The organism is Vreelandella piezotolerans (assembly GCF_012427705.1).
Taxonomy (GTDB): domain Bacteria; phylum Pseudomonadota; class Gammaproteobacteria; order Pseudomonadales; family Halomonadaceae; genus Vreelandella; species Vreelandella piezotolerans.
Map to the genome: position 1 here is coordinate 1,895,985 of NZ_CP048602.1, position 19,490 is coordinate 1,915,474.

Consider the following 19,490-nt stretch of genomic DNA (forward strand, 5'->3'; position numbering starts at 1 on the left):
AGCCGCCATACGTTTTTCACGGTGTTTTTTTACCGTAAAGCATTGCCGGATCGATCATCGGCTCGCTGGTGATCTTTGCGCCGTCTGCCCCTAACGAGACATAGAAGCAGCTGCGACGTCCAGTGTGACAGGCAGGCCCCGTTTGATCAACCTGTACGAGCAGCGTATCGCCGTCACAGTCCAGCGCCGCGTTAATAAGGCGCTGTTGTTGGCCCGAGGTTTCGCCTTTGCGCCAAAGCTTCTGGCGTGAGCGCGAGTAGTAGCATACTCGCTGCGTGGTCAACGTCTCCTCCAGGGCTTCGCGGTTCATCCATGCCATCATCAGCACCTCTTTAGTATCGTGCTGCTGGGCGATGGCGGGGATTAGACCATCTTCGTTGAATTGGACAGCATCTAACAGCGTGGCCAATGGGGGCAAGCTATCGGTGGGCGAGGCGGACTCTAGCGCCTTGAAAAATTGCTTGGGAGTCATTGAGTCAAGTTGAGACATTAGGCATTACTCGCTGTTCGGCACGCTTGGCACAAACCCTGAAGCTCGATGGTTTGACGCTCGACGTTGAAGCCTTGACGCTTTGCCAGGGCCGCAAGCTGATCGCTGATTTCATCCAAGTGTAGTTCTTCGACGTAACCACATTGACGGCAGATGAGCAGCTGGAAGCCGTGGGTATGCTCAGGGCAGGCGCAGGCGACATACGCATTCTGCGATTCGATACGGTGCACCAACCCCTGCTCGATAAGAAATTCCAGGGCGCGGTAGACGGTGGGCGGGCGAGCGGCGGCGTGCTCCGTAGAAAGCTGGTCCAGCAGGTCATACGCTTTCAGCCCTCCGCCATGCTCTGCGATGAGCTCAAGCACCCTGCGGCGTATCGGGGTGAACCGAACACCGCGGGTGTGGCACTGAGATTCTGCTTGCTGCAATAGCGTATTGGCTTCTGTCATTGGATCACTCGTTGGGCATTAGACAAGCAGTCTACGCCGTTGCCGAAGGTGTGTCAGGGGTATCGACCAGCTCGCTCTTGCGCGCAAAGTGGTGCTGGGCAAACGCGACACGCTTGGCCACCGGGACGTTGTCGGGTTGACGCTCGATGAGATCCAAGCGACGGCGCAAGCCTTCGCCGTTGGTCATCTGAATCGCCAAGCCGGGTCGGGCATTGAGCTCCAGCAGCATTGGTCCGTGTTGACGATCCAACACCATATCGGTCCCCAGGTAGCCAAGGCCGGTCATCTCGTAGCAGCCCGCCGCTAGGTGCAGCAGTGTTTCCCACTGGGGTACGACCAGACTGGCCAAGTCGTGCCCCGTATCGGGATGGCTGTAACAAGGACGGTCGAACTGCACGCCACGCAGCGCTGCCCCGGTGGCAATGTTCAACCCCACGCCGACGGCGCCTTGGTGAAGATTCGCTTTACCATCGGAGGCGGCGGTGGAGAGGCGCATCATCGCCATGACTGGGTAACCCTTGAAGACGATGACGCGAATATCGGGAACGCCTTCGTAGGTATACTCCAATAAGCTCTCTTCGAAATTGATCAGCGTTTCGATCACGGCCACGTCGGGTGAACCACCAAGCGAATACAACCCCGAGAGGAGGTTGGAGACGTGACGTTCGATATCGCTGATCGTTAGGCTCGCACCGCTGGGTTTGTAGAACAAACCATTCTCTACTTTCTCGATGACCAAAATACCTTTGCCACCGCTCCCTTTGGCAGGCTTGATCACGAATCCCGCATGGCCCTCTAGCATTTCGCTAATGTGTTGAACACCAAACTGTGTCGTGACCGTGCCAATCAGCTCAGGGGTGGTAATGCCGTACTGCTGAGCCAGCAGTTTCGTCTTTAACTTATCATCTACCAGCGGATAGAGCCGACGTGCGTTATACCGCCCTATGTAACGAATGTTACGCCGGTTCATACCCACGATGCCTTTATCCCGAAGACGGGTAGGCCACGTCCAGTTTTTCAGCCAACTCATGACGGCTTCTCGTCTTCGGTGATGGGTTTGAAACGGCGCAACTCCAGCAGGCGATAGCCGGTGTAATTACCCAGCAGCAAAATGAATGCCATCAAGATGAGCTGCACGCCCAGGAAGTTGAACGTAATATGGCGCACCCACGGGTTGTTCATGGCCAGGAAAGCCAACACGGCGGTCAGCAGGCTACCACCGCCCTGGATTAGTACCTGCTTGGGGCCTTCCTCCTCCCAAAGGATCGACATCCGCTCGATGGTCCACGCTAGGATGATCATCGGGAAGAACGTGACCGTCAATCCGGCACTCAAACCCATACGGTAGGCCAGCACAGTGAAGATCGAGATGATCGCGATGACCGTAATGATGACCGCCGACACCCTCGCCACCAACAGCAAATTCAAGTAAGAAAGGTAGTTACGGATGATCAAGCCAACGGCGACGATCAGCAAGAACCCAATCAAACCGGTCAGTAGCGTCGTTTGAATGAAGGCCAGCGCAATCAGTACCGGCATGAACGTGCCCGATGTCTTTACGCCCACCAGCACACGTAGGAACACCACGACCAGCGCGCCAATCGGTATCAAAAGGATCGTTTGGAACAGCGCTTGCTCTTCTAATGGTAGGCTGTGAATCGAGAAATTCAGCAGCGTATCGTCCGAGTAGTGGTTACGGACCGCCGCGGATGCTGGCTGATAATGGGTCAACATCGAGAACGATACGCGAGAGTTAGTGCCACCTTGCACTTCGAGTACGGCACGACCACCGGTTTCCCACAGCAGCAGGTTATCAGGCTGTCCCTGCTCGCCAGTGGCAGGGTTGAACAGCGCCCACTCTTCGGCGGTTTGGTCGAACACTTGAATCCAACTACTCAGCGTTTGGCGGCGGCGACCGTCCTCGAGGAGCAAACCGCTGACTTCTCTTGCCTGCACGCCTGCCTGATTCAAAAGGCGAACGATCAGCGCGGAAGGCTGCATCTGAGTTAGCAGCAAGCGGGCGTTTTCACCTTGTCGCTCGCCATTGATATCCAAGATAAGTTCACGAGCGAACGTGGCGTTATTGGCGCTACGCCCCCAGGCGCGCTCGATTAGCTGGTTGGCCGCCGTGTCGTAGGGGCTTTCCCAGGGAGTGACGGCTGGAATGCCGGGCGGCGTTTGTACGGGCGCACGCGAATCAGGGGATACCAGCATCTGCACGGAGTAATAAAGTTGCTGGCTGCCTGCTGCCTCACGGATGGTCCACTGGGCTTGCCGACCCAGCTCATCCGCCTGATAGGCAAGCCCATAACCGGATGAGGCGGTGTTTTCAGTCAGTACGCGAAACCCGGCCTGGTGAGATGGCAACGCCAAATCGACCTGCACTGGACCATTTTGTGCGTTGAAGTTAATGACTGCTTCAATTTCCCACACTTGGCGCTGTTCTCCTGGAAACCAGGGAATCTCGAACTGTAAATGGCGATGCACGCTGGCGACGATCCCGACCAGCAGTAGTAACCCAACGATAAAATAAAACGGCAACCGGGACATGGTGATTCCTTTCAGCGTAAAGCGGCAGGGGAGTGGTATTACTCTTCGGTATCGTCTTGATCGGCCGCTTCATCGTCAGCCGCTTCTTCAGAGGGCTCACCACCTGGAAATTCCGGGCGGTCATGCAGATACGTTTCGGCCACATCGATCGTGGCAATATCCATCATGAAGCGACGACCCAGTAGCACCGGGTAATCCAAATGCGTACGGTCGTTCAAGGTGAATTCGACATTTTCGCGGATGGGGCCCAATGTCATGAGTAGAGAAATGACAGGACGGGACTCTTCGCCAGAAGCCTGCACGATTTTGACGCGTCGCTCGATAGGCGCCTCGATCCACTCATCGCGCACTTGATCGACGACGACGTCGTCATCATTGAGCGCTAACTTGAAACGCACCCAGTCTTCACCGTCACGCTCAAAACGCGTGATGTCAGCGGCAGACAGGGAAGACGTGTTGGCCCCTGAGTCCACCCGAGCCTTCAGATAAGTACCAATGCTGGGTAATCCCACCCATTCGCTGCGTCCCAGCAGCGTTTTGTTGTCTGCAGGCTCTGTGACACTGCACTCTTCACGTATGATGACGGGCTCTTCACCGCGTGCTTCCAAGCTCGCAATATCTTGGCGCATTAGCCGCAACAAGCTGCCTACCTCGCGAACGTCGGCCGTTAGCACCTGCTGCTGACTACTTTGCTGTTCATGCAATTGCGTCGTCGCTTCACAACGTTGTGAAAGGGACGCTTCAAGTTCAAGGATGCGGTTATTGAACGAGGCCTCGCTCAACGGCGGCGGTTCATTCGACTCTGGCTGTGTCACTGCGCAGCCTGCAAACGACATTGACAAACCGGCCATTAGCCATAAAACACCTGAGCGCATAACGAGGGATATCCTTGGACAGTAAGAGCACGAATGATAAGGAGAAGGCAGTCCGCTTGTCCAACATGGTAGCGGTTTTTCATCAGACCATTTCATCCGATTTAACATAATATATATTATGCGAACTGAGGATAACGTCTAGCATGGCAACGCGCTAACGGCATCTATTGAACCGCCATATTTTCTCCTACAATAACTATACACTTCGACATTGATATCAAGGATTTCCTCAATGAAACTCTCACGAAAGCGCCTGCGTGCCTTCTTGCTCGTATCTAGTGTTGTGCTGCTTACTGGCTGTACCAGCGTCAACATCGAGGAGTATGCTGATACCGCCCCCCGCTTAGACATTGCGGAGTACTTTACGGGCCAAACTCGCGCTTGGGGAATGGTGCAAGACTACTCAGGTGAAGTACAGCGGCGTTTTACAGTCGATATCACGGGTACTTTCGAGGGCGACACGCTAACGCTAGATGAAGCCTTCGTATTTTCCGATGGTGAAACCGACCAGCGCGTTTGGGAATTCGAGCGTGTCGACGAGCACCGCTGGATTGGTACCGCCAATGACGTCGAGGGCCAAGTCGATGCCCGGCAATATGGCCACGCGTTTCACATGCGCTACCCACTCGACATCGACGTGGGAGGACGTACGCTCAGTTTCACCATGGATGACTGGATGTACCTTCAGCCCGACGGGCGACTCATTAACCGCACCGCCATGCGCAAATTTGGCCTGACACTGGGAGAAATAACGCTCGTATTCGAACAAGTCGACCGCTAGGCAGCCATTAAAAAAGCAGCTTGGCGGCACGCCAAGCTGCTTTCACTAGCGACATCAAAGCAAGAGTTTATTCATCAGCAGGCGCGTAAGAGCCATCTTCACGATGAACTTCGTTGCCAGTGATCGGCGGCGTGAAAACACAGGCCAGATGCATCGTCTTATGGGCACGCAGCAGGTGTTCATCGTGCTGATCCAGTATATAGATATCGCCTGGTTTGATGGGCCAAATTTTGCCATCCGCCAGGGTTTCTACCTCGCCTTCCCCTTCGATGCAGTAAACGGACTCGTAATGATGCTTGTAGTGAATATGCGTCTCGGTGCCTTCGAAAATACGCGTGATGTGGAACGAGAAGTTTCCGCCATCGTTGGCCAGCACGAGACGGGTGCTATCCCAGTTGCCGTTTTCCGCGGTGACTAGGCGGTCCGTTTGACGAGCTTCTTCAATATTACGAACGATCATATAACGTGCTCCGTTGCATGGCAGCCCGTACAGGCTGCCCGTTCCTATTCAAGGACGTAATGGCGTTAGGACGGTTAGACTAACGCTCAACTACGCGCTAATGACAGTCTTAACTGACGTTTCCAGAATATCCAGTGCTTCCAACAAGTCTGCGTCGGTAATGGTGAGCGGACATAGGCACTTCACGACTTCCCCGTCTTGACCGCTGGTTTCAATGATCAGGCCATGTTCGAAGGCCTTGCTGGTAATCTTATCGGCGATATCACCCGACACGACATCGATACCGCGCATCAAACCGCGACCGCGCTCAGTTGCCGGCATGCCGTTTTCAGTCAGCAGTGCCGCTAGCTTCTGAAAACGCTCTTCAACGATACGCGCCTTACGCTGCACGTCACGCTCGAAGGTATCGTTCGACCAATATTTTTTCAGCGCTGCAGTCGCCGTCACCATGGCTAGGTTAAAGCCGCGGAAAGTTCCGTTGTACTGACCGGGCTTCCACTTATCCAGTTCAGGACGCATCAACACATGAGCAAATGGCAGTCCAAAGCCCGACAGCGATTTCGAATTGGTTACGATATCCGGCGTGATACCTGCATGCTCGAAGCTGAAGAATTTACCCGTACGGCCACACCCTGCCTGGATGTCATCGACGATCAATAGAATATCGTGGGCGTGGCAAATGCCCTCCAAGCGCTTGAGCCAATCCAGACCCGCAACGTTGATGCCGCCCTCGCCTTGCACGGTTTCGACGATGACACCTGCAGGAATGTCTAAACCGCCTGACTTGTCATTCAGCAGTTTCTCAAAATAGTCCAATGTGTCCGCGTGCTCGCCCATGTAGCCATCGAACGGCAGGAAGCTGGCACCTTGGGTGGGAATCCCCCCGGTAGCTTCACGGAACTTGCGGTTGCCGGTGGTAGCCAGTGCGCCCATGGTCACGCCGTGGAAGCCGTTGGTGAAGGTCACAATGTTATGGCGACCTTTAGCAACACGCGCCAAGCGGATGGCTGCCTCAACGGCGTTCGTGCCCGTCGGACCTGGCAGATGCACTTTGTAATCGAGCCCGCGGGGCTTGAGGATCACGTTCTCCAATGTTTCCAGATAATCGCGTTTGGCACTGGTCCACATATCCAAGCCGTGAACCACACCGTCACTGGACAGGTAGTCAATCATGGCTTCTTTTAGGTGCGGATTGTTGTGGCCGTAGTTCAGCGTGCCGGCACCGGCCAGAAAGTCGATGTACTCTCGGCCATTTTCGTCGGTCAAACGTGCATTCTGTGCCTTCGTGAAGACAACGGGAAACGAACGTGAGTAGGTACGAACGTTGGATTCCATGCGTTCGAGTGTCTGGGTCTGCATTTGCGACCTCCTTATCAGTGTTGTGAGCCAAGCGAGAAAAGCAGCTAGGTCAACACGAGCGGGAAAACGCTCGCTCAAGACGACAGATCAAATATGGTTCGTCTGAAACGGCCCGATGCGGACGAGGTTTTCCGGGTCGTGCTCTCCACCTAACTGCTCAGTGGAGAAGTATTCCCGGCTATTGAGGGGAGCCTGCCAGCGCGCTGCCAAGCGTCGAAACAGCCCCCAAGAAGCCTGGTTATCAGGTGTGATGGTGGTTTCGAGGTGGTGGACATCATCCAGTTCGGGGCGCGACATGATGGCTTCTACCAAACGGCGTGCTAACCCCGTTCCACGCGCTTTCTCACCCACCGCTACTTGCCATAAGAAATAGGTATCTGGCGCGTTGTCTTTGACATAACCCGAAACGAATCCCACGACTTCGCCCTCTTCATTGGTGGCAACGGCGCAGGTATCTCGGAACTGGGTCGCCAGCAACAGGTACGCATAGGCTGAGTTCACGTCGAGCGGTGGACACGCTTTGATCAATTCGTAAATGCCCCAACCGTCGTCGGCATTAGGCTTACGAATAAACAGTGGCATTTCTGCATGGCCTACCACGGCGTCTGCAACGGTAGGTCGAGCCAGCTCGGCAGAGGGTGTAAACGGCTTGATGGGCGTACTCATGGTTATGCTTCGCTGTAGCGAATTTGAGTTTCATTATAACAGCTGATTATGAGCAATTCAAAAGCCATATTATTCATCTCCCTACTTTCCATAAATTGTGGTTATCAAACAGGCCGACTCCCACGCCTGCTCTTGGCGAGATCACTCAATGAGTTTAGATCAGGCTGACCGCTACGCGAGACAAAAAAGGCGAGCCGATGCTCGCCTTGCATAAGCAAAAGGCCGTTCAATAACGGGAGGGAGTGCGCATGGTCACGAACTCCTCTGCTCCGGTGGGATGGATGCCAACGGTAAGGTCAAAATCTTCTTTGGTCAGCCCAGCGCGTACCGCGATGGCGATACCTTGAATCAATTCACCGGCCTCCTCGCCCACCATATGGGCACCTACGACTACGTCGCTGGCGTCATCGACGATAAGTTTCATCAGCATGCGTTCCTGACTTCCGGAAAGCGTATGCTTCATGGCTCTAAAATCGGTACGGTAGACGCGGATTTTATCGAATTTTTCCCTTGCAGCCTCTTCCGAAAGTCCCACCGTGCCAATGTTAGGATGGCAAAAAACGGCGGTGGGGATGGTGTCGTAATTCAACGGCCTTGGCGCTTTTTGGTGGAAGTGAATGTCTACTAATTGCATGGCTTCTGCCAGCGCTACCGGCGTCAATTCAGGCCCCTCGATCAGATCTCCCAAGGCGAGAATCGAAGGCACCGTGGTTTCATAACGCTCATTGACCGGCAGTTTGCCATCACCATTTAATGCGATACCCAACGACTCGACGCCCAGACCGGTCACGTTGGCTTGGCGGCCAGTGGCCGCCAAAACGGCATCTACTTCCAGCGTTTCACCCGTGGTGAGTGCCACTTGCAGCGCGCCGTTCGACTGTTCGATACGAGCAATGTTGGCAGCAAAATGTAATTTCACACCTTTCTTAGCCATCTCGTCTCGGGTGAATTCTCGTACTTCCTGATCGAAGCCTTTCAAAAAAAGATCGCCTCGATAAATCAGGTGCGTCTCACTACCTAAACCGTTAAAAATGCTCGCAAACTCAACGGCGATATAGCCGCCCCCCAGCACCAAAAAACGCTCGGGGAAGGTTTCCAGGTCGAATATCTGGTTGGAGGTCAAGGCAAGGTCGCTGCCAGGGAACTCAGGCACCCAAGGCCAGCCGCCGGTGGCCAGCAAAATCTTGTCGGCACTGATGCTGACGTCGCCCTCGGCATTGGACAAAGTAACCGTATGCGGATCGGTCACCCGGGCGCGCGCGTTGAAGAGCGTCACCCCTGCTCCCTCCAACATGCGCTGATAGATACCGTTGAGTCGTTTGATCTCGCTGGTTTTGTTGTCTCTCAGAGTCGGCCAATCAAAGGTTGCAGGGGATGGCAGCTGCCAGCCAAACCCCGCTGCGTCATCAAAACTGTCATGAAAGTGTGCCGCATATGAATAGAGCTTCTTGGGCACGCAGCCCACGTTCACACAGGTGCCTCCTAAGTAACGATCTTCTGCAATCGCCACGCGAGCTCCAGCCGCCGCCGCCATACGTGCCGCGCGAACGCCGCCGGAGCCTGCGCCAATCACGAATAAATCGAAGTCATATGCAGCCTCTGCTGACATGGTTATCTCCTGTCCTCTGCCGAACTTACCACGGTTGGGTAAGAGCTAATAAGATTGACCTTGCGGGCAAGGGAGGTTAAAAACGCCTTCCTTAGTTTGTTAACAACAGTTTGTTAACAACGCCGTTGGCCCCCGAATAAACTCAACTAACAATGCCGCCTGGAGATTGGATGCCTCATCGAATTGCAACGCTGCTAGAGAACAACCGCACATGGGCTGAGCGCATGCGCAAAGAGGATCCGGACTTTTTCAAACGGTTGGAGAACCAACAATCCCCAGACTATTTATGGATCGGCTGCTCGGATAGTCGCGTACCGGCCAACCAGATCATTGCTCTGCCGCCTGGCGAAGTGTTCGTTCACCGTAACGTCGCCAACCTGCTTCACCATACCGATATGAACGCGCTCTCGGTGGTCCAGTACGCAGTCGATGTGCTCAACGTGCGCCATATCATGATCGTGGGCCACTACGGGTGTGGCGGCATCAAAGCAGCCGTGACCGGCGGAGAATGCGGGGTGGTGGACTACTGGCTACACTCGGTCCGCGAACAGTACACACGCCATCGTGATACCCTGGAGCATCTGCCGTTAGAGGAGCAGATCGACCGCATGTGTGAGCTAAACGTCAACGCCCAGGTCAGTAGCCTATGCCGGACGAAAATCTTGCAGCGAGCTTGGCAACGCGGCCAGTCGATCTCGGTACACGGCTGGGTATACGGCTTGAGCGACGGCCGCGTCAAAGACTTGAACTGTACGGTCAGTGGCCTCGATCAAGTCGAAACGCTGTATCGCATCGACCGTGTTCAGCCTAGCGACTGATGGCGATTTTCCTCTCGGTCCCTAATGCAACAGCTCCACCATCGCCACGATCCGTTGCCGTCAGTCGTAGCGGTAAGCTCGGTGGCAGCTACGACAGCTCAGTCCAACATCGGAAAACGCGCGCGTCGCTGCTCGGTAATCTTCCCGTTCTGCCGCTTCTACCAAAACGCTCACTTTCTCTTCCAGGTCGGTGAACCCGGCAGCAAAATCTTCCCACTCTTCCCAGATGTCTGGCTTGGCGTCAGAGCCACGTCCATCGGTTCCTGCAATAAAGGCTGGCAAAAAATGGGCTTGGGTCGCTTTCTCTTGCAACTCTGCCAGTCGCGGGGCTGCTCCACGAGCATCCTGATTGTTGACCAAGTCGAAGCGAAGCTGCCGGAGCAGACGCTCCAGGTCTTTGAGTTCGTCTTGGCGCCAAATGACCGCCTCACGTTCGCTCGCAAACGGCGTATCTTCTGCCGTCTGCGGCATTGCAGGGAGAGACTGCTCAGCCTTTGCACTCATGGCAAAAAGCCCTAGTAGCGTCATGACGCATGCCCACTGGGGGGCTCTTCGCCCCCTTGAAGATCGATGCTGCATAATGATGTCCTTTACCCTATGGCGCAGGTGACGCCTGTGCCTTTCAAGCCGCAGTATCCCCCCGGATTTTTATCGAGGTACTGCTGATGATACGCCTCGGCATAATAGAAAACGTCCAGCGGTCTGATTTCTGTGGTGATAGTGCCTTTACCGGCTTGTGTAAGGGCCTGCTGAAAGGCTTCGGCACTCTGCCGAGCGACCGCCAGCTGCGCGTCCGTGGTGGTAAAGATGGCTGAACGGTACTGGCTGCCGATATCGTTACCCTGGCGATTACCTTGCGTTGGGTCGTGCTGCTCCCAGAAAATTTGCAGCAGAGTCTCTAGAGGGACCTGTTTGGGATCAAAAATGACCCGGACGACTTCGGTGTGGCCGGTCAGGCCAGTGCAGGTTTCTTTGTAGGTCGGGTTGGGCGTCGTGCCACCGGCATAGCCAGCCGCCGTGACATATACCCCCGGCTGCTGCCAAAAAAGGCGCTCAACTCCCCAAAAGCAACCCATACCGAACACGATCTCTTCATGTCCTTCCGGATAAGGAGGATGGATCGAGTGTCCGGTAATGGTATGAAGGTCGCTTGTCTCGATAGGTGTGTGGCGCCCTTCTGGTGCGCTTTTTTTCGTCAATAGCGTCATAACACCCTCTCTATTGCTGGGGATAAATATAAGGATCGCCCGAACGGGTGAATCTATAGATCAGGTCCACTGCCTGGTTAGCTCCAGACACTGCTTGAACATACAGGTTCCGCCAAAGCGTGTAGCGTAACGTAAGTTCCGCGATGGGAGAGAAAATACCTACACCGTAGCTAATGCGTAAGTCATCAGTGAGCTGACCGCTCACGGCGACCTGGCTATCATCACCGGCACCGGTGGTATCCAGCGTAAGATCGTCGATACCGAATGCTTCCCCAATCGAGCCCACGGCGCCGCCCGTCCGTCCTAATGACATTCCGATCAGCGCCGTGGTCAACGCGCTGTCGATCCCGCCACCCGACGCATCCGGTGCCCGGCCGCGCAGCAGGTACGAAAGGGAGCGCGTTTCGTCCATCGCAGGTTCGGAGAAGATCATGACGTTCGGCTGCTCTGCGTTGCCGGTGACCCGCAAGCCAGCAATCACGTCATCTTCGGTGACTTCAGGGTTTCGAATGGCTTCGAAGTCCAATACCGGAAGTCCAGGTGGCCCACTGAAAATAAGCTGACCACGACGAATCAACAGATCCTGGCCAAAGGCTTGGAAACGGCCATCGACGAGATTGACATCGCCAAATAGCTGCAGCGCGCCGCTGTCTTGGCGAACTTCGAGACTGCCGCTCAGCCCTGATTCCAGCCCGTAAGCTGAAATCTGCATATCCCGGCCAAGATTGAGCGTGATCAGAACGTCAAGCACCATGCCGGTGGATGCTAACTCGTCGGCCGCGCTGGGGTCGTTGCCTGCTTCTGCGGCCAGACGTGCTTGGCGCTCGGCCTCGCGGTCATCTCGCTCGGTGATGATGATCTCATCGGGGCTAGGTGATGTTGCTGACGCTGGTAAATCACCGACCTCCAGACGCGCCCAGGGGAGGTCCACGTTACCACGAACTTGAAGACGCTCAGGAGTGACGCGTATGCGAATGTCCGGCGCTGCCTCCAAGCGGCCAAACTGCGGGAGAACGACGAGCAAGGGTTCTTGTGTTGCATTGAGATCGACCCCGATTCGCCAGGCGTCACCGGTGGGCCAATAGGCGTTACCACTGATGTTAAGGCGTCCGCGTTCTGCGGCAATGAATCCATCGATTTCCCCCTCTTCACCATCGAAGGCAACGGCTAGTTCACCATCCACGATCGCAATGGGAATGTCTGGCCCGCTCACTTTTAAACGACGCAGAGCAAGCTCACCCTGTAAGTCCGGCTGGCTAGTCGAGCCGCCAATGGTAACGGTGCCATTCAGGCCGCCTTCTAACTCGTCCATACCCACTACCATGGGGCGATACGGCGCTAGAGTGACGTTATTGGCGCGCAGCTGACCGTCTAGGGCACCCTGACCTAGAGGGTCGTTAACCGCCAAGTTGAGCGTCAATTCTCCCGCTTCGGAGAGGGATAACAGCACGTCTGCCTGCGCTTGCGCTTGATTGGCTTCGATTCGTGTATCGAGATCGATCACCGGTAGCTCGACGGGCTGGCCATAATCGTTAACCGCAGTGATGGCCAACTCACTCAATAATTGAAGATTGGCTTGCCACTGTGCGCCGCCCTGACGCCAACTAGCGACTAGATCGGCCGTGGTGTCCCCCTGGAAGCTCCACTCCTCTGGCAGGAACGGCTCCAACATTTCCATAGGCACCTCGCGCACGCTCAGCACGGCGCGCCCTTGGTCAGCAGAGGCCGTTATTGGCTCTTCAGAGCACACTAGCCCTCCCTGCAAGCGACGCAGACAAAACGGGCTGAGGTTGGCCTGCCCATTGGCCAGGTTGTAAGTAATGTCCAGAGGCTCTTCCAGTCGGATGTCCCCAGCCTCCGAATCGACTTCCAGAGGTGTCAGCCGGGCTTGATAACGCTGAGCTTGTTGGTTGAAACGGCCATTAAGCGCCACGTTCGCGCGGCTTAGAACATTGTTGGTGTCGCCGGTGGCATCAAGGCGTAGGGCATGCTCTGAGAGTCGGCCGGTCAGAACCAACGCGACAGAGGCCAATGATTGACCTGCTGCGTTGACGCCTTGGGCATCCAGGTCGATGCGTAGGTCAGGATCATCCAGACCTTCCACTCTTCCAGATAGCGAAAGCACCGCTAAGCGGTTCTCGGCAAAACGCAGATTGCGGCCGTTCACATTCGCTACGATGTTAGGCTGCGTAAAGCTGCCTTGTGCCTGAATGTCGCCGGTCAGCTCCCCGGCTAGATCAGGATGGAGGCTTTGCAATTGGTTGAGCGCGATATTGGCCTCTAGGGACATTGCCTCTTGGCTCATTTGACCAGACGCGGTCAGGCGATTATTGCCTTGGGTGAATAGCAGCGTTTGGATATCGACTTCTAGATCACTGTTGGCGGCGAGTTCTGCTTGAAGAGTGAGAGGATACTCCTGCAATCGCCCCTGAATATCGAGTTCAGGCACGCTGACGTCCCAGCGCGCTCCCCGCTGGCGGACACTCGCCACGATGCTGCCGCTGAGATTGCCTTCCAACTGGGGGACGAAGAGTGAAGGATCCAACGCATCCAAACGTACCTGTGCGTCCACGGCGATGGCCTCGGACCAGTTCACTTCGCCTTCACTGCTCACAACGCTCTCATCGACGGTGATCGCGAGCGGGAGCCAGCGGAAAGAGGACAAATCCCCTTCACCCTCCAATTCGATGGCGGTCGTTGGAACTTGAGGGCCTTGCGCCACCGTGGCCAAGTTCACTCGATACGACGCTAGGCTTCCACTGACAGCGAGATCGAGGTTCTCCAGTATATAGGGGGCGCTTTGGCTTTCATTGCCACTATCGGTCTCTTCGCTGCCTGCACCTTCGCTGGAAGGGTCGCTCAACGGCCACTGCAAGCGATCACTTTCGAGACGTGCCTCGAAAGGCAGCGTGGGCGCAAGCGCATCGACTTGAGCCGTCAACGTAGCTCCCACCTGACCGGATAACCTTAGATCAGCCGTCAAGTCGGCAAGGCTACCGGAGAGATCGAGGGCTACCTGCTCTCCCCTTAGCGCGGGAAAAATGTCGGGCAACCATAGCTCTGCGCGAAGCGCCGCATCCAGGGGATAATCACCGCTCAAGCTGATGTCAGCCGTTAAACTGGCATCGGCATCTGGGGTGGCAAGCTCCAATGTACTGAGCGTGATACGGCTTTCCCGTGCCTGCGCTTCTAACAACAGTCGCTCGACCTGGTACTCGAAGGCACCTGAAATATCGACATCCGTGACGAGCAAGGAGGCCAACTCGACGTCGATTGGCATGGTGAATTCGGGTAGCGACAGGCGCTCCCGATCGCTCAGCGCAAGTGACGGCGCTCCATCGTCAGCTTCGACGGGGCGAGTGGCCTGCACGGCAGCGTCAATGGCAGTTGCGCTCAATGCTGTGTTGGTGTCTTGCGTCAGCAGTACACCTGGAGATGGCGGCAAGTAGATCGACGGCGATTCGAGCGTCGTGGGTGCAATGGTGACCTGCTGCCCTTCAGCAGAGATCGAGGTGGTAAATGCTGTCCATTCGATACGAGTACCATCGCCCAAGGTAAGCCGCACGTCATTCAGTGCGATGTCGCGCAGCTCAATGGGAAACGGCAGCGTTATATTTAAAGGCCCCGGTTCTTCTTGAGGCGGCTCTTCCGCCCCTGACCCGCTGGAGAGACGAATGTCAGCCTGTTCTATCCGCAGTGACTCCAGGCAAAGCTTACCGGAGAGTAAACAGTCTTCTGCCCACGCAAGCTCGACATCATCAATCTCGATCCGAGTGCCTGCAACGGCCATCTGAAAGCCTTGAAGACGAAAACGATCGAGAAGCGCGCCCTCTTGTTGTTCATAGGTAAAGAAACCGCGCTGTTCGCCCTGCGAGAACAGCTGCTCCGTCCCCCAAGGCGACAAGGCAACGCCGAGCATAACGATGATTATGCCCAGCACCCATAGCGGGAAGACGATGAGCAGACGCAGCAAGCTCCATAGGGCTAACCAGAGGCGGCGTTTGGCCGAGAGCGGCTGACGCTGTGGGGCTGTTGGTTTATCGACCTGAGTCAAGGCGCTCTCCTAGAATTCCGGACCGATAGAGAAGTGCACGCGGAAAGCGTCGTCCACATCGAAGGGGTGGGCTATATCGAAGCGAATAGGCCCTACAGGAGAGATCCAGCGAACCCCTACCCCTGCGCCTGTTTTGAGATCATTGGGCCCCCAATTATCGAATGCATCACCGGCATCGATGAAGGTGGCGCCCCACCAGTCTCCGGTCACACGGCGCTGGTACTCAAGCGTCGACGTCAGCATTTGCTGGCCACCGCGTAAACGCCCTTCTGGGTTGCGGGGGGACAAACTCTCGTAGGAGTAGCCACGTACGCTGCGGTCACCGCCGGCAAAGAAACGTAGCGAAGGCGGTAGTTTGTCAAAGTCATCCGTCTCAATGGCCCCTATGCTCAACCGTGCAGAAAAGCGATTATCGTTACCGATCATACGAATCCACTCAGTATCCCCCGTGAGCCGGGTGAATCGCGCATCGGATCCCCAGGCGCGGTCGGAGTATTCGATCGACAGCTGCTGGCGGTCGCCCCATAACGGAAAACGTTGAGGGCGCGTGCGGGTTCTCGACCACTGAATACCGGGATAGAACAGCCAAACTTCGTCTGCCTGACCACCTTGAGTAAAATCTTCATAGGTCGTTCTGAAGTAAAGCGTTTGCACCCAGCGGTTATCGAACTCCCAGCGCCGCGCCACTTCCACCGTGCCTTCTAACGACTGGGTGTCGCTATCATCGACGTTTCGCACGCCGTATTGGAGACGGTAGCTGTCACGTAGGGGATCTTCGAGCGGAATGTTGTACACACCGGTAAACCGCTGCTCTGGAGCAGATACATAGAGATCATGGTTGAGGCTATGGCCAAACCGGTTGATCCAGGGCTGTTGCCACCCAAAGCGGAGACGGGGGCCCACGTCGGTAGCAAAGCCCACACCCACTTCGAATTGGTGTCGATCAGCGGGCTCTACATTGATGTCGATGGGAAGCCGAGTGTCATTGTGGCTGTGAATGCTCAGTGCGCTGGCCAGTGCTGCGCTGCTCAGTCGCGGACGCTGGGGTTGCGATGCCGTCGCTTCGTTCCACCAGGGAGATCCACCGCTGGGAGGAGCGATCGTCAATTCTTGCGCGGTTTCCAAGCGTGGCCTCACAGAAACAGAACTGAACCAACCTGTTTCCGCCAGCCGCTGATTATAGCGGGCTAGCGACTCGGCGAGGTAAGGGTCCCCTGTTTCGAAGGTTTGCATTTCACGTAACCGCTCGGGCTGGATATGGCTGCCCGTGATCAACGTCTCGCCAAACTGATAACGAGGGCCGCTATCGAAGGTCATGTAGAGACGCGCGCTTTCCAAATAAGGACGGACTTCCATTCTGCGGTCGGAGAAGCCCCAGTCGAAATAGCCGCGTTCGATCGCTAACCCAGCGAACTGCGAGCGCAAGTTATCCCATGGAGCATGACGTAAAGGGTCGCCTTCTTTGAGAGGAAAGTCATCTAGCGCTTCTTGGAACGGTGGATCGTCGTTGGCATCTCCATTGAGGGTGATGTCGAGCACTTCGATCGTGACTTGTGGGCCTGGTTCTATGCTTATGGAAATAGGCGTCGCGTTTAGATCCACCGTGACGTCGGGCTCATAGTAGCCATATACGCGCATGGCCTCTTGGGTACGCTGGCGAATTTCCCCCTCTAAACGCGTGTCGGTGTATTGTTCGGCGTCGATAGTTTCCAAGTAAGCACCGATGTTATCGGAGACTTGACCGCTGACACCGCTAATAGCCGCCTCTAACGCCCATGTGGAGGTGGCAACCGATAAAAGTGGCAGTGTCACTACACAGGCCATTTGTTTGGCCGAGGGCCAATGCCGTTGTCTTCCCATACCGTGATATCCCTAACCCCATGACCGGCTGTGTGGCGACTACACTTGACCGCATAAACAGGTACTTAATTTCTCAGCATCTCCATCTGCGCGCTAAAGGCAAGCTGCGCTTGGCGGACCTGCCTGACGTCGCTCTCGAGTGTACTCAAGCGTTGAGACCACTGCTCCTGAAGGGCCGATAGCTCCGCCTGAGTGGCAGATTCATCGACTGATGCAACGGCCGTCACGTCGTTTGATAGCTGAGTCAACTGCTGCTCGACCTCTGCCTGCCAGTTTTGAAACTGTGCCTCTAGTGCTTCTCGGTCGCTGGAAACTTGGCGCTCCATGGAGGTCAGACGCTGCCCCAGAACGTTCTCCAAATGCGCTACTTCTTCGACCAAATTTTGCCGCCCTGAAGTTCCTGCTTGCTCCAATGCATCCAACGAAGAGCGTATCGAGGCGAGCTGGCGGTCGCGTAACTCGGCTTGCTCTTGGACTTGTTCCAACTGTAAAGCGAGTGGCTCCAGTGCTTCATCGGAGACTAGCTCCTCATTATCCGTCAGCAGCCCATAGAGCTCTTCCCGGGTATTGGTGAGCGCAATGGAGAGCTGCTCCTGCTCTTGAAACAGCGTCGTCATTTGAGCTTGTACAAAGGTTAACGCATCCTGAGCATCCGTGTCACCTGAGTCCAGCCTGGCGTGTAGATTAGAGACTTCACCACTAACGCGATGTACTTCGCCCAGCAGCCGTTCTCTCTCGTACCACAATCCCGCCGCCGCAGCTCCCAAGAGAAGTAGAATCAACACTAACATGAGCCACAGGGGCCAAAGCTTCGGGCCTCTGCGATGACGTAAATGATGCGCCGTCAGGCTTTGATCCACATCGGGAACGATACGCTGAGATGAAGTCGCGTCAGACATGATGTTTCCTTAAAGCGTCGTTGGATCGGCGCGGCGCCCAATCCCTCGGTAATGCAGGCCACAGCTCGCCACAAAAGCCGGATCGTAAATGTTACGACCGTCCAAAATAAGCCTTGCGTTGAGGAGACTCGCTAAGCGATGCCAATCGGGGTTCCAGTAGGCCTTCCATTCGGTCACTAACATCAACGCATCCGCATCTTGGCAAGCCAAATAGGGATCTGCGTCGAAAGTCATTAGACCGTCCCGCTGGCCAACGGTAGCGTGCAGCGCATGAGTGGCGGCCGGGTCGTGGAGCTTGACCGTGACGCCCTGTGCCCACAAGGCTTCGAGCAACGTGAGCACCGGCGCGTGGTCGATGCGTGCGGTGCCGGGCTTGAAGGCCGCTCCCCATATCGCCACGGTTTTACCCGCTAGATCGCCTTCGAAGAACCCCCATAGTTTTCTGAACAGAGTCTCTTTCTTCTGCTCATTGATGTCCATGACTTGCTCGAGCAACGCCGAGTAACGTCCGCTAGCGGACTGTACGTCGGCTAGGCGCATCAAATCCCTCGAAAAATTGGGCCCGCCGAAGCCGCAGCCCGGATAGAGGTACTCAAAACCGATACGTGTATCGGCCCCCATTCCCTGGCGAACGTGTTCGACATCGACTCCCAGCGTGTCCGCCAACCCAGCAATCTCATTCATGTAGCTAATACGTGTCGCGAGCATGCCATTGATGGCCAGCTTGGTCAGTTCCGCTGCCCGACAAGGCATACACTGAAACACTTCGCTACGACGGTTGAAAGCGCGCAGTAGCTCTCGAGTCACCTGTTCGCCCTTGGCGTCATCACAACCCAGCAGCCAGCGCATGGGCCGCGTAAACGATTGCCATGCACGTCCTTCCTCTAATGTATCAGGCAGGGCAACACGACTATGCTGCTGCCCCATGAGAGAGTGCAGCCGTTCCGTCTCGCCTACCGGGAACGTCGAGTTATTGACCAATACTGCCCCACTGTAGGCGTCGAACATGCCGTGCCCGAGAAGCGTGCTGGCCGCTTGTCGCTGGCTAGGAGAGAGCCCTAGCCAAACAACATCGGGCGTCTTACACATCTCCGGGGCGTCGATGACACGTAAGTTACCAGCAGCCATGGCCTGTTCGATATGCCCCATGAGAGAAGGCTCGCGCCGCAGCCAATCTGCATTGACCAGAGTGGACCACGGAACGCTGTCGTGGAGCAGCCAATCTACACGGTGTCCGACCCAGGCCAGGGCGGCCGCCGCCGTGGCCGCGCTGAGCTCACTTCCATGCAGCAGTACCTTCATCAGCGGCTCTCCTTATCCGATAAGCGCCGGTAAAATAAAGTGTTAGGCCTCATGCTGCGTTCCTTTCCATGCGTTCCACGCCAGGAGTGGTTAGAATAACCATCATACTC

17 protein-coding genes are annotated in these 19,490 nt (G+C 55.9%); 2 read left to right on the forward strand and 15 right to left on the reverse strand.

What is annotated here, in order from left to right:
• Nucleotides 1–16: 16 nt before the first annotated feature.
• The 5 genes from hisI to GYM47_RS08710 are packed head-to-tail and all read right to left on the reverse strand — an operon-like array spanning nt 17 to nt 4,364.
• Nucleotides 17–490 (reverse strand): phosphoribosyl-AMP cyclohydrolase, encoded by a 474-nt coding sequence (hisI, locus tag GYM47_RS08690; RefSeq protein ID WP_153843334.1) that lies wholly within the window; start codon nt 488–490, stop codon nt 17–19.
• Complete coding sequence (locus tag GYM47_RS08695; RefSeq protein ID WP_139527601.1) at nt 490–939, reverse strand: transcriptional repressor; 450 nt, start codon at nt 937–939, stop codon at nt 490–492. The genes hisI and GYM47_RS08695 overlap by 1 nt, the downstream gene beginning before the upstream one ends.
• A gap of 31 nt (nt 940–970) precedes the next feature.
• Nucleotides 971–1,969, reverse strand: coding sequence for an alpha-L-glutamate ligase-like protein (locus tag GYM47_RS08700; protein ID WP_153843335.1), 999 nt, complete (start codon nt 1,967–1,969; stop codon nt 971–973).
• The gene (locus GYM47_RS08705; RefSeq protein WP_139527598.1) at nt 1,966–3,489 is read right to left on the reverse strand and encodes an inactive transglutaminase family protein; all 1,524 of its coding nucleotides are present in this window, start codon (nt 3,487–3,489) and stop codon (nt 1,966–1,968) included. Before GYM47_RS08705 ends, GYM47_RS08700 begins: the two co-directional genes overlap by 4 nt.
• A gap of 38 nt (nt 3,490–3,527) precedes the next feature.
• Nucleotides 3,528–4,364, reverse strand: coding sequence for an ATP-dependent zinc protease family protein (locus GYM47_RS08710; protein WP_139527596.1), 837 nt, complete (start codon nt 4,362–4,364; stop codon nt 3,528–3,530).
• A gap of 232 nt (nt 4,365–4,596) precedes the next feature.
• Between GYM47_RS08710 and GYM47_RS08715 the strand changes: the two genes are divergently transcribed.
• Nucleotides 4,597–5,145, forward strand: coding sequence for a DUF3833 domain-containing protein (locus GYM47_RS08715; protein WP_139527594.1), 549 nt, complete (start codon nt 4,597–4,599; stop codon nt 5,143–5,145).
• Between the two features lie 67 nt (nt 5,146–5,212).
• Here GYM47_RS08715 and GYM47_RS08720 read toward each other — a convergent pair whose 3' ends face one another.
• The 4 genes from GYM47_RS08720 to gorA form a co-directional block, all read right to left on the reverse strand.
• Nucleotides 5,213–5,605, reverse strand: coding sequence for an ectoine synthase (locus tag GYM47_RS08720; RefSeq protein ID WP_139527592.1), 393 nt, complete (start codon nt 5,603–5,605; stop codon nt 5,213–5,215).
• Between the two features lie 90 nt (nt 5,606–5,695).
• Nucleotides 5,696–6,964, reverse strand: coding sequence for a diaminobutyrate--2-oxoglutarate transaminase (ectB, locus tag GYM47_RS08725; protein WP_139527590.1), 1,269 nt, complete (start codon nt 6,962–6,964; stop codon nt 5,696–5,698).
• 87 nt (nt 6,965–7,051) lie between these two features.
• Nucleotides 7,052–7,630, reverse strand: coding sequence for a diaminobutyrate acetyltransferase (ectA, locus tag GYM47_RS08730; protein WP_139527588.1), 579 nt, complete (start codon nt 7,628–7,630; stop codon nt 7,052–7,054).
• Nucleotides 7,631–7,856: 226 nt separating this feature from the next.
• Complete coding sequence (gene gorA, locus GYM47_RS08735) at nt 7,857–9,239, reverse strand: glutathione-disulfide reductase (RefSeq protein ID WP_139527586.1); 1,383 nt, start codon at nt 9,237–9,239, stop codon at nt 7,857–7,859.
• 170 nt (nt 9,240–9,409) lie between these two features.
• Between gorA and can the strand changes: the two genes are divergently transcribed.
• Nucleotides 9,410–10,057, forward strand: coding sequence for a carbonate dehydratase (can, locus tag GYM47_RS08740; protein WP_139527584.1), 648 nt, complete (start codon nt 9,410–9,412; stop codon nt 10,055–10,057).
• Nucleotides 10,058–10,117: 60 nt separating this feature from the next.
• Here can and GYM47_RS08745 read toward each other — a convergent pair whose 3' ends face one another.
• From GYM47_RS08745 to GYM47_RS08770, 6 genes are all read right to left on the reverse strand, one after another.
• Nucleotides 10,118–10,561, reverse strand: coding sequence for a c-type cytochrome (locus GYM47_RS08745; RefSeq protein WP_231125611.1), 444 nt, complete (start codon nt 10,559–10,561; stop codon nt 10,118–10,120).
• An 86-nt stretch (nt 10,562–10,647) separates the two neighbouring features.
• Nucleotides 10,648–11,265 (reverse strand): peptide-methionine (S)-S-oxide reductase MsrA, encoded by a 618-nt coding sequence (gene msrA, locus GYM47_RS08750; protein WP_139527580.1) that lies wholly within the window; start codon nt 11,263–11,265, stop codon nt 10,648–10,650.
• Between the two features lie 10 nt (nt 11,266–11,275).
• Nucleotides 11,276–15,319 (reverse strand): autotransporter assembly complex protein TamB, encoded by a 4,044-nt coding sequence (tamB, locus tag GYM47_RS08755; protein ID WP_231125612.1) that lies wholly within the window; start codon nt 15,317–15,319, stop codon nt 11,276–11,278.
• 9 nt (nt 15,320–15,328) lie between these two features.
• Complete coding sequence (gene tamA, locus GYM47_RS08760; RefSeq protein ID WP_139527578.1) at nt 15,329–17,179, reverse strand: autotransporter assembly complex protein TamA; 1,851 nt, start codon at nt 17,177–17,179, stop codon at nt 15,329–15,331.
• A gap of 65 nt (nt 17,180–17,244) precedes the next feature.
• Nucleotides 17,245–18,078 (reverse strand): coiled-coil domain-containing protein, encoded by an 834-nt coding sequence (locus GYM47_RS08765; protein WP_139527576.1) that lies wholly within the window; start codon nt 18,076–18,078, stop codon nt 17,245–17,247.
• A 9-nt stretch (nt 18,079–18,087) separates the two neighbouring features.
• Nucleotides 18,088–19,380: a nucleotide sugar dehydrogenase gene (locus GYM47_RS08770; protein ID WP_139527574.1), complete on the reverse strand. Its 1,293-nt coding sequence runs from the start codon at nt 19,378–19,380 to the stop codon at nt 18,088–18,090.
• Between the last annotated feature and the right edge of the window lie 110 nt (nt 19,381–19,490).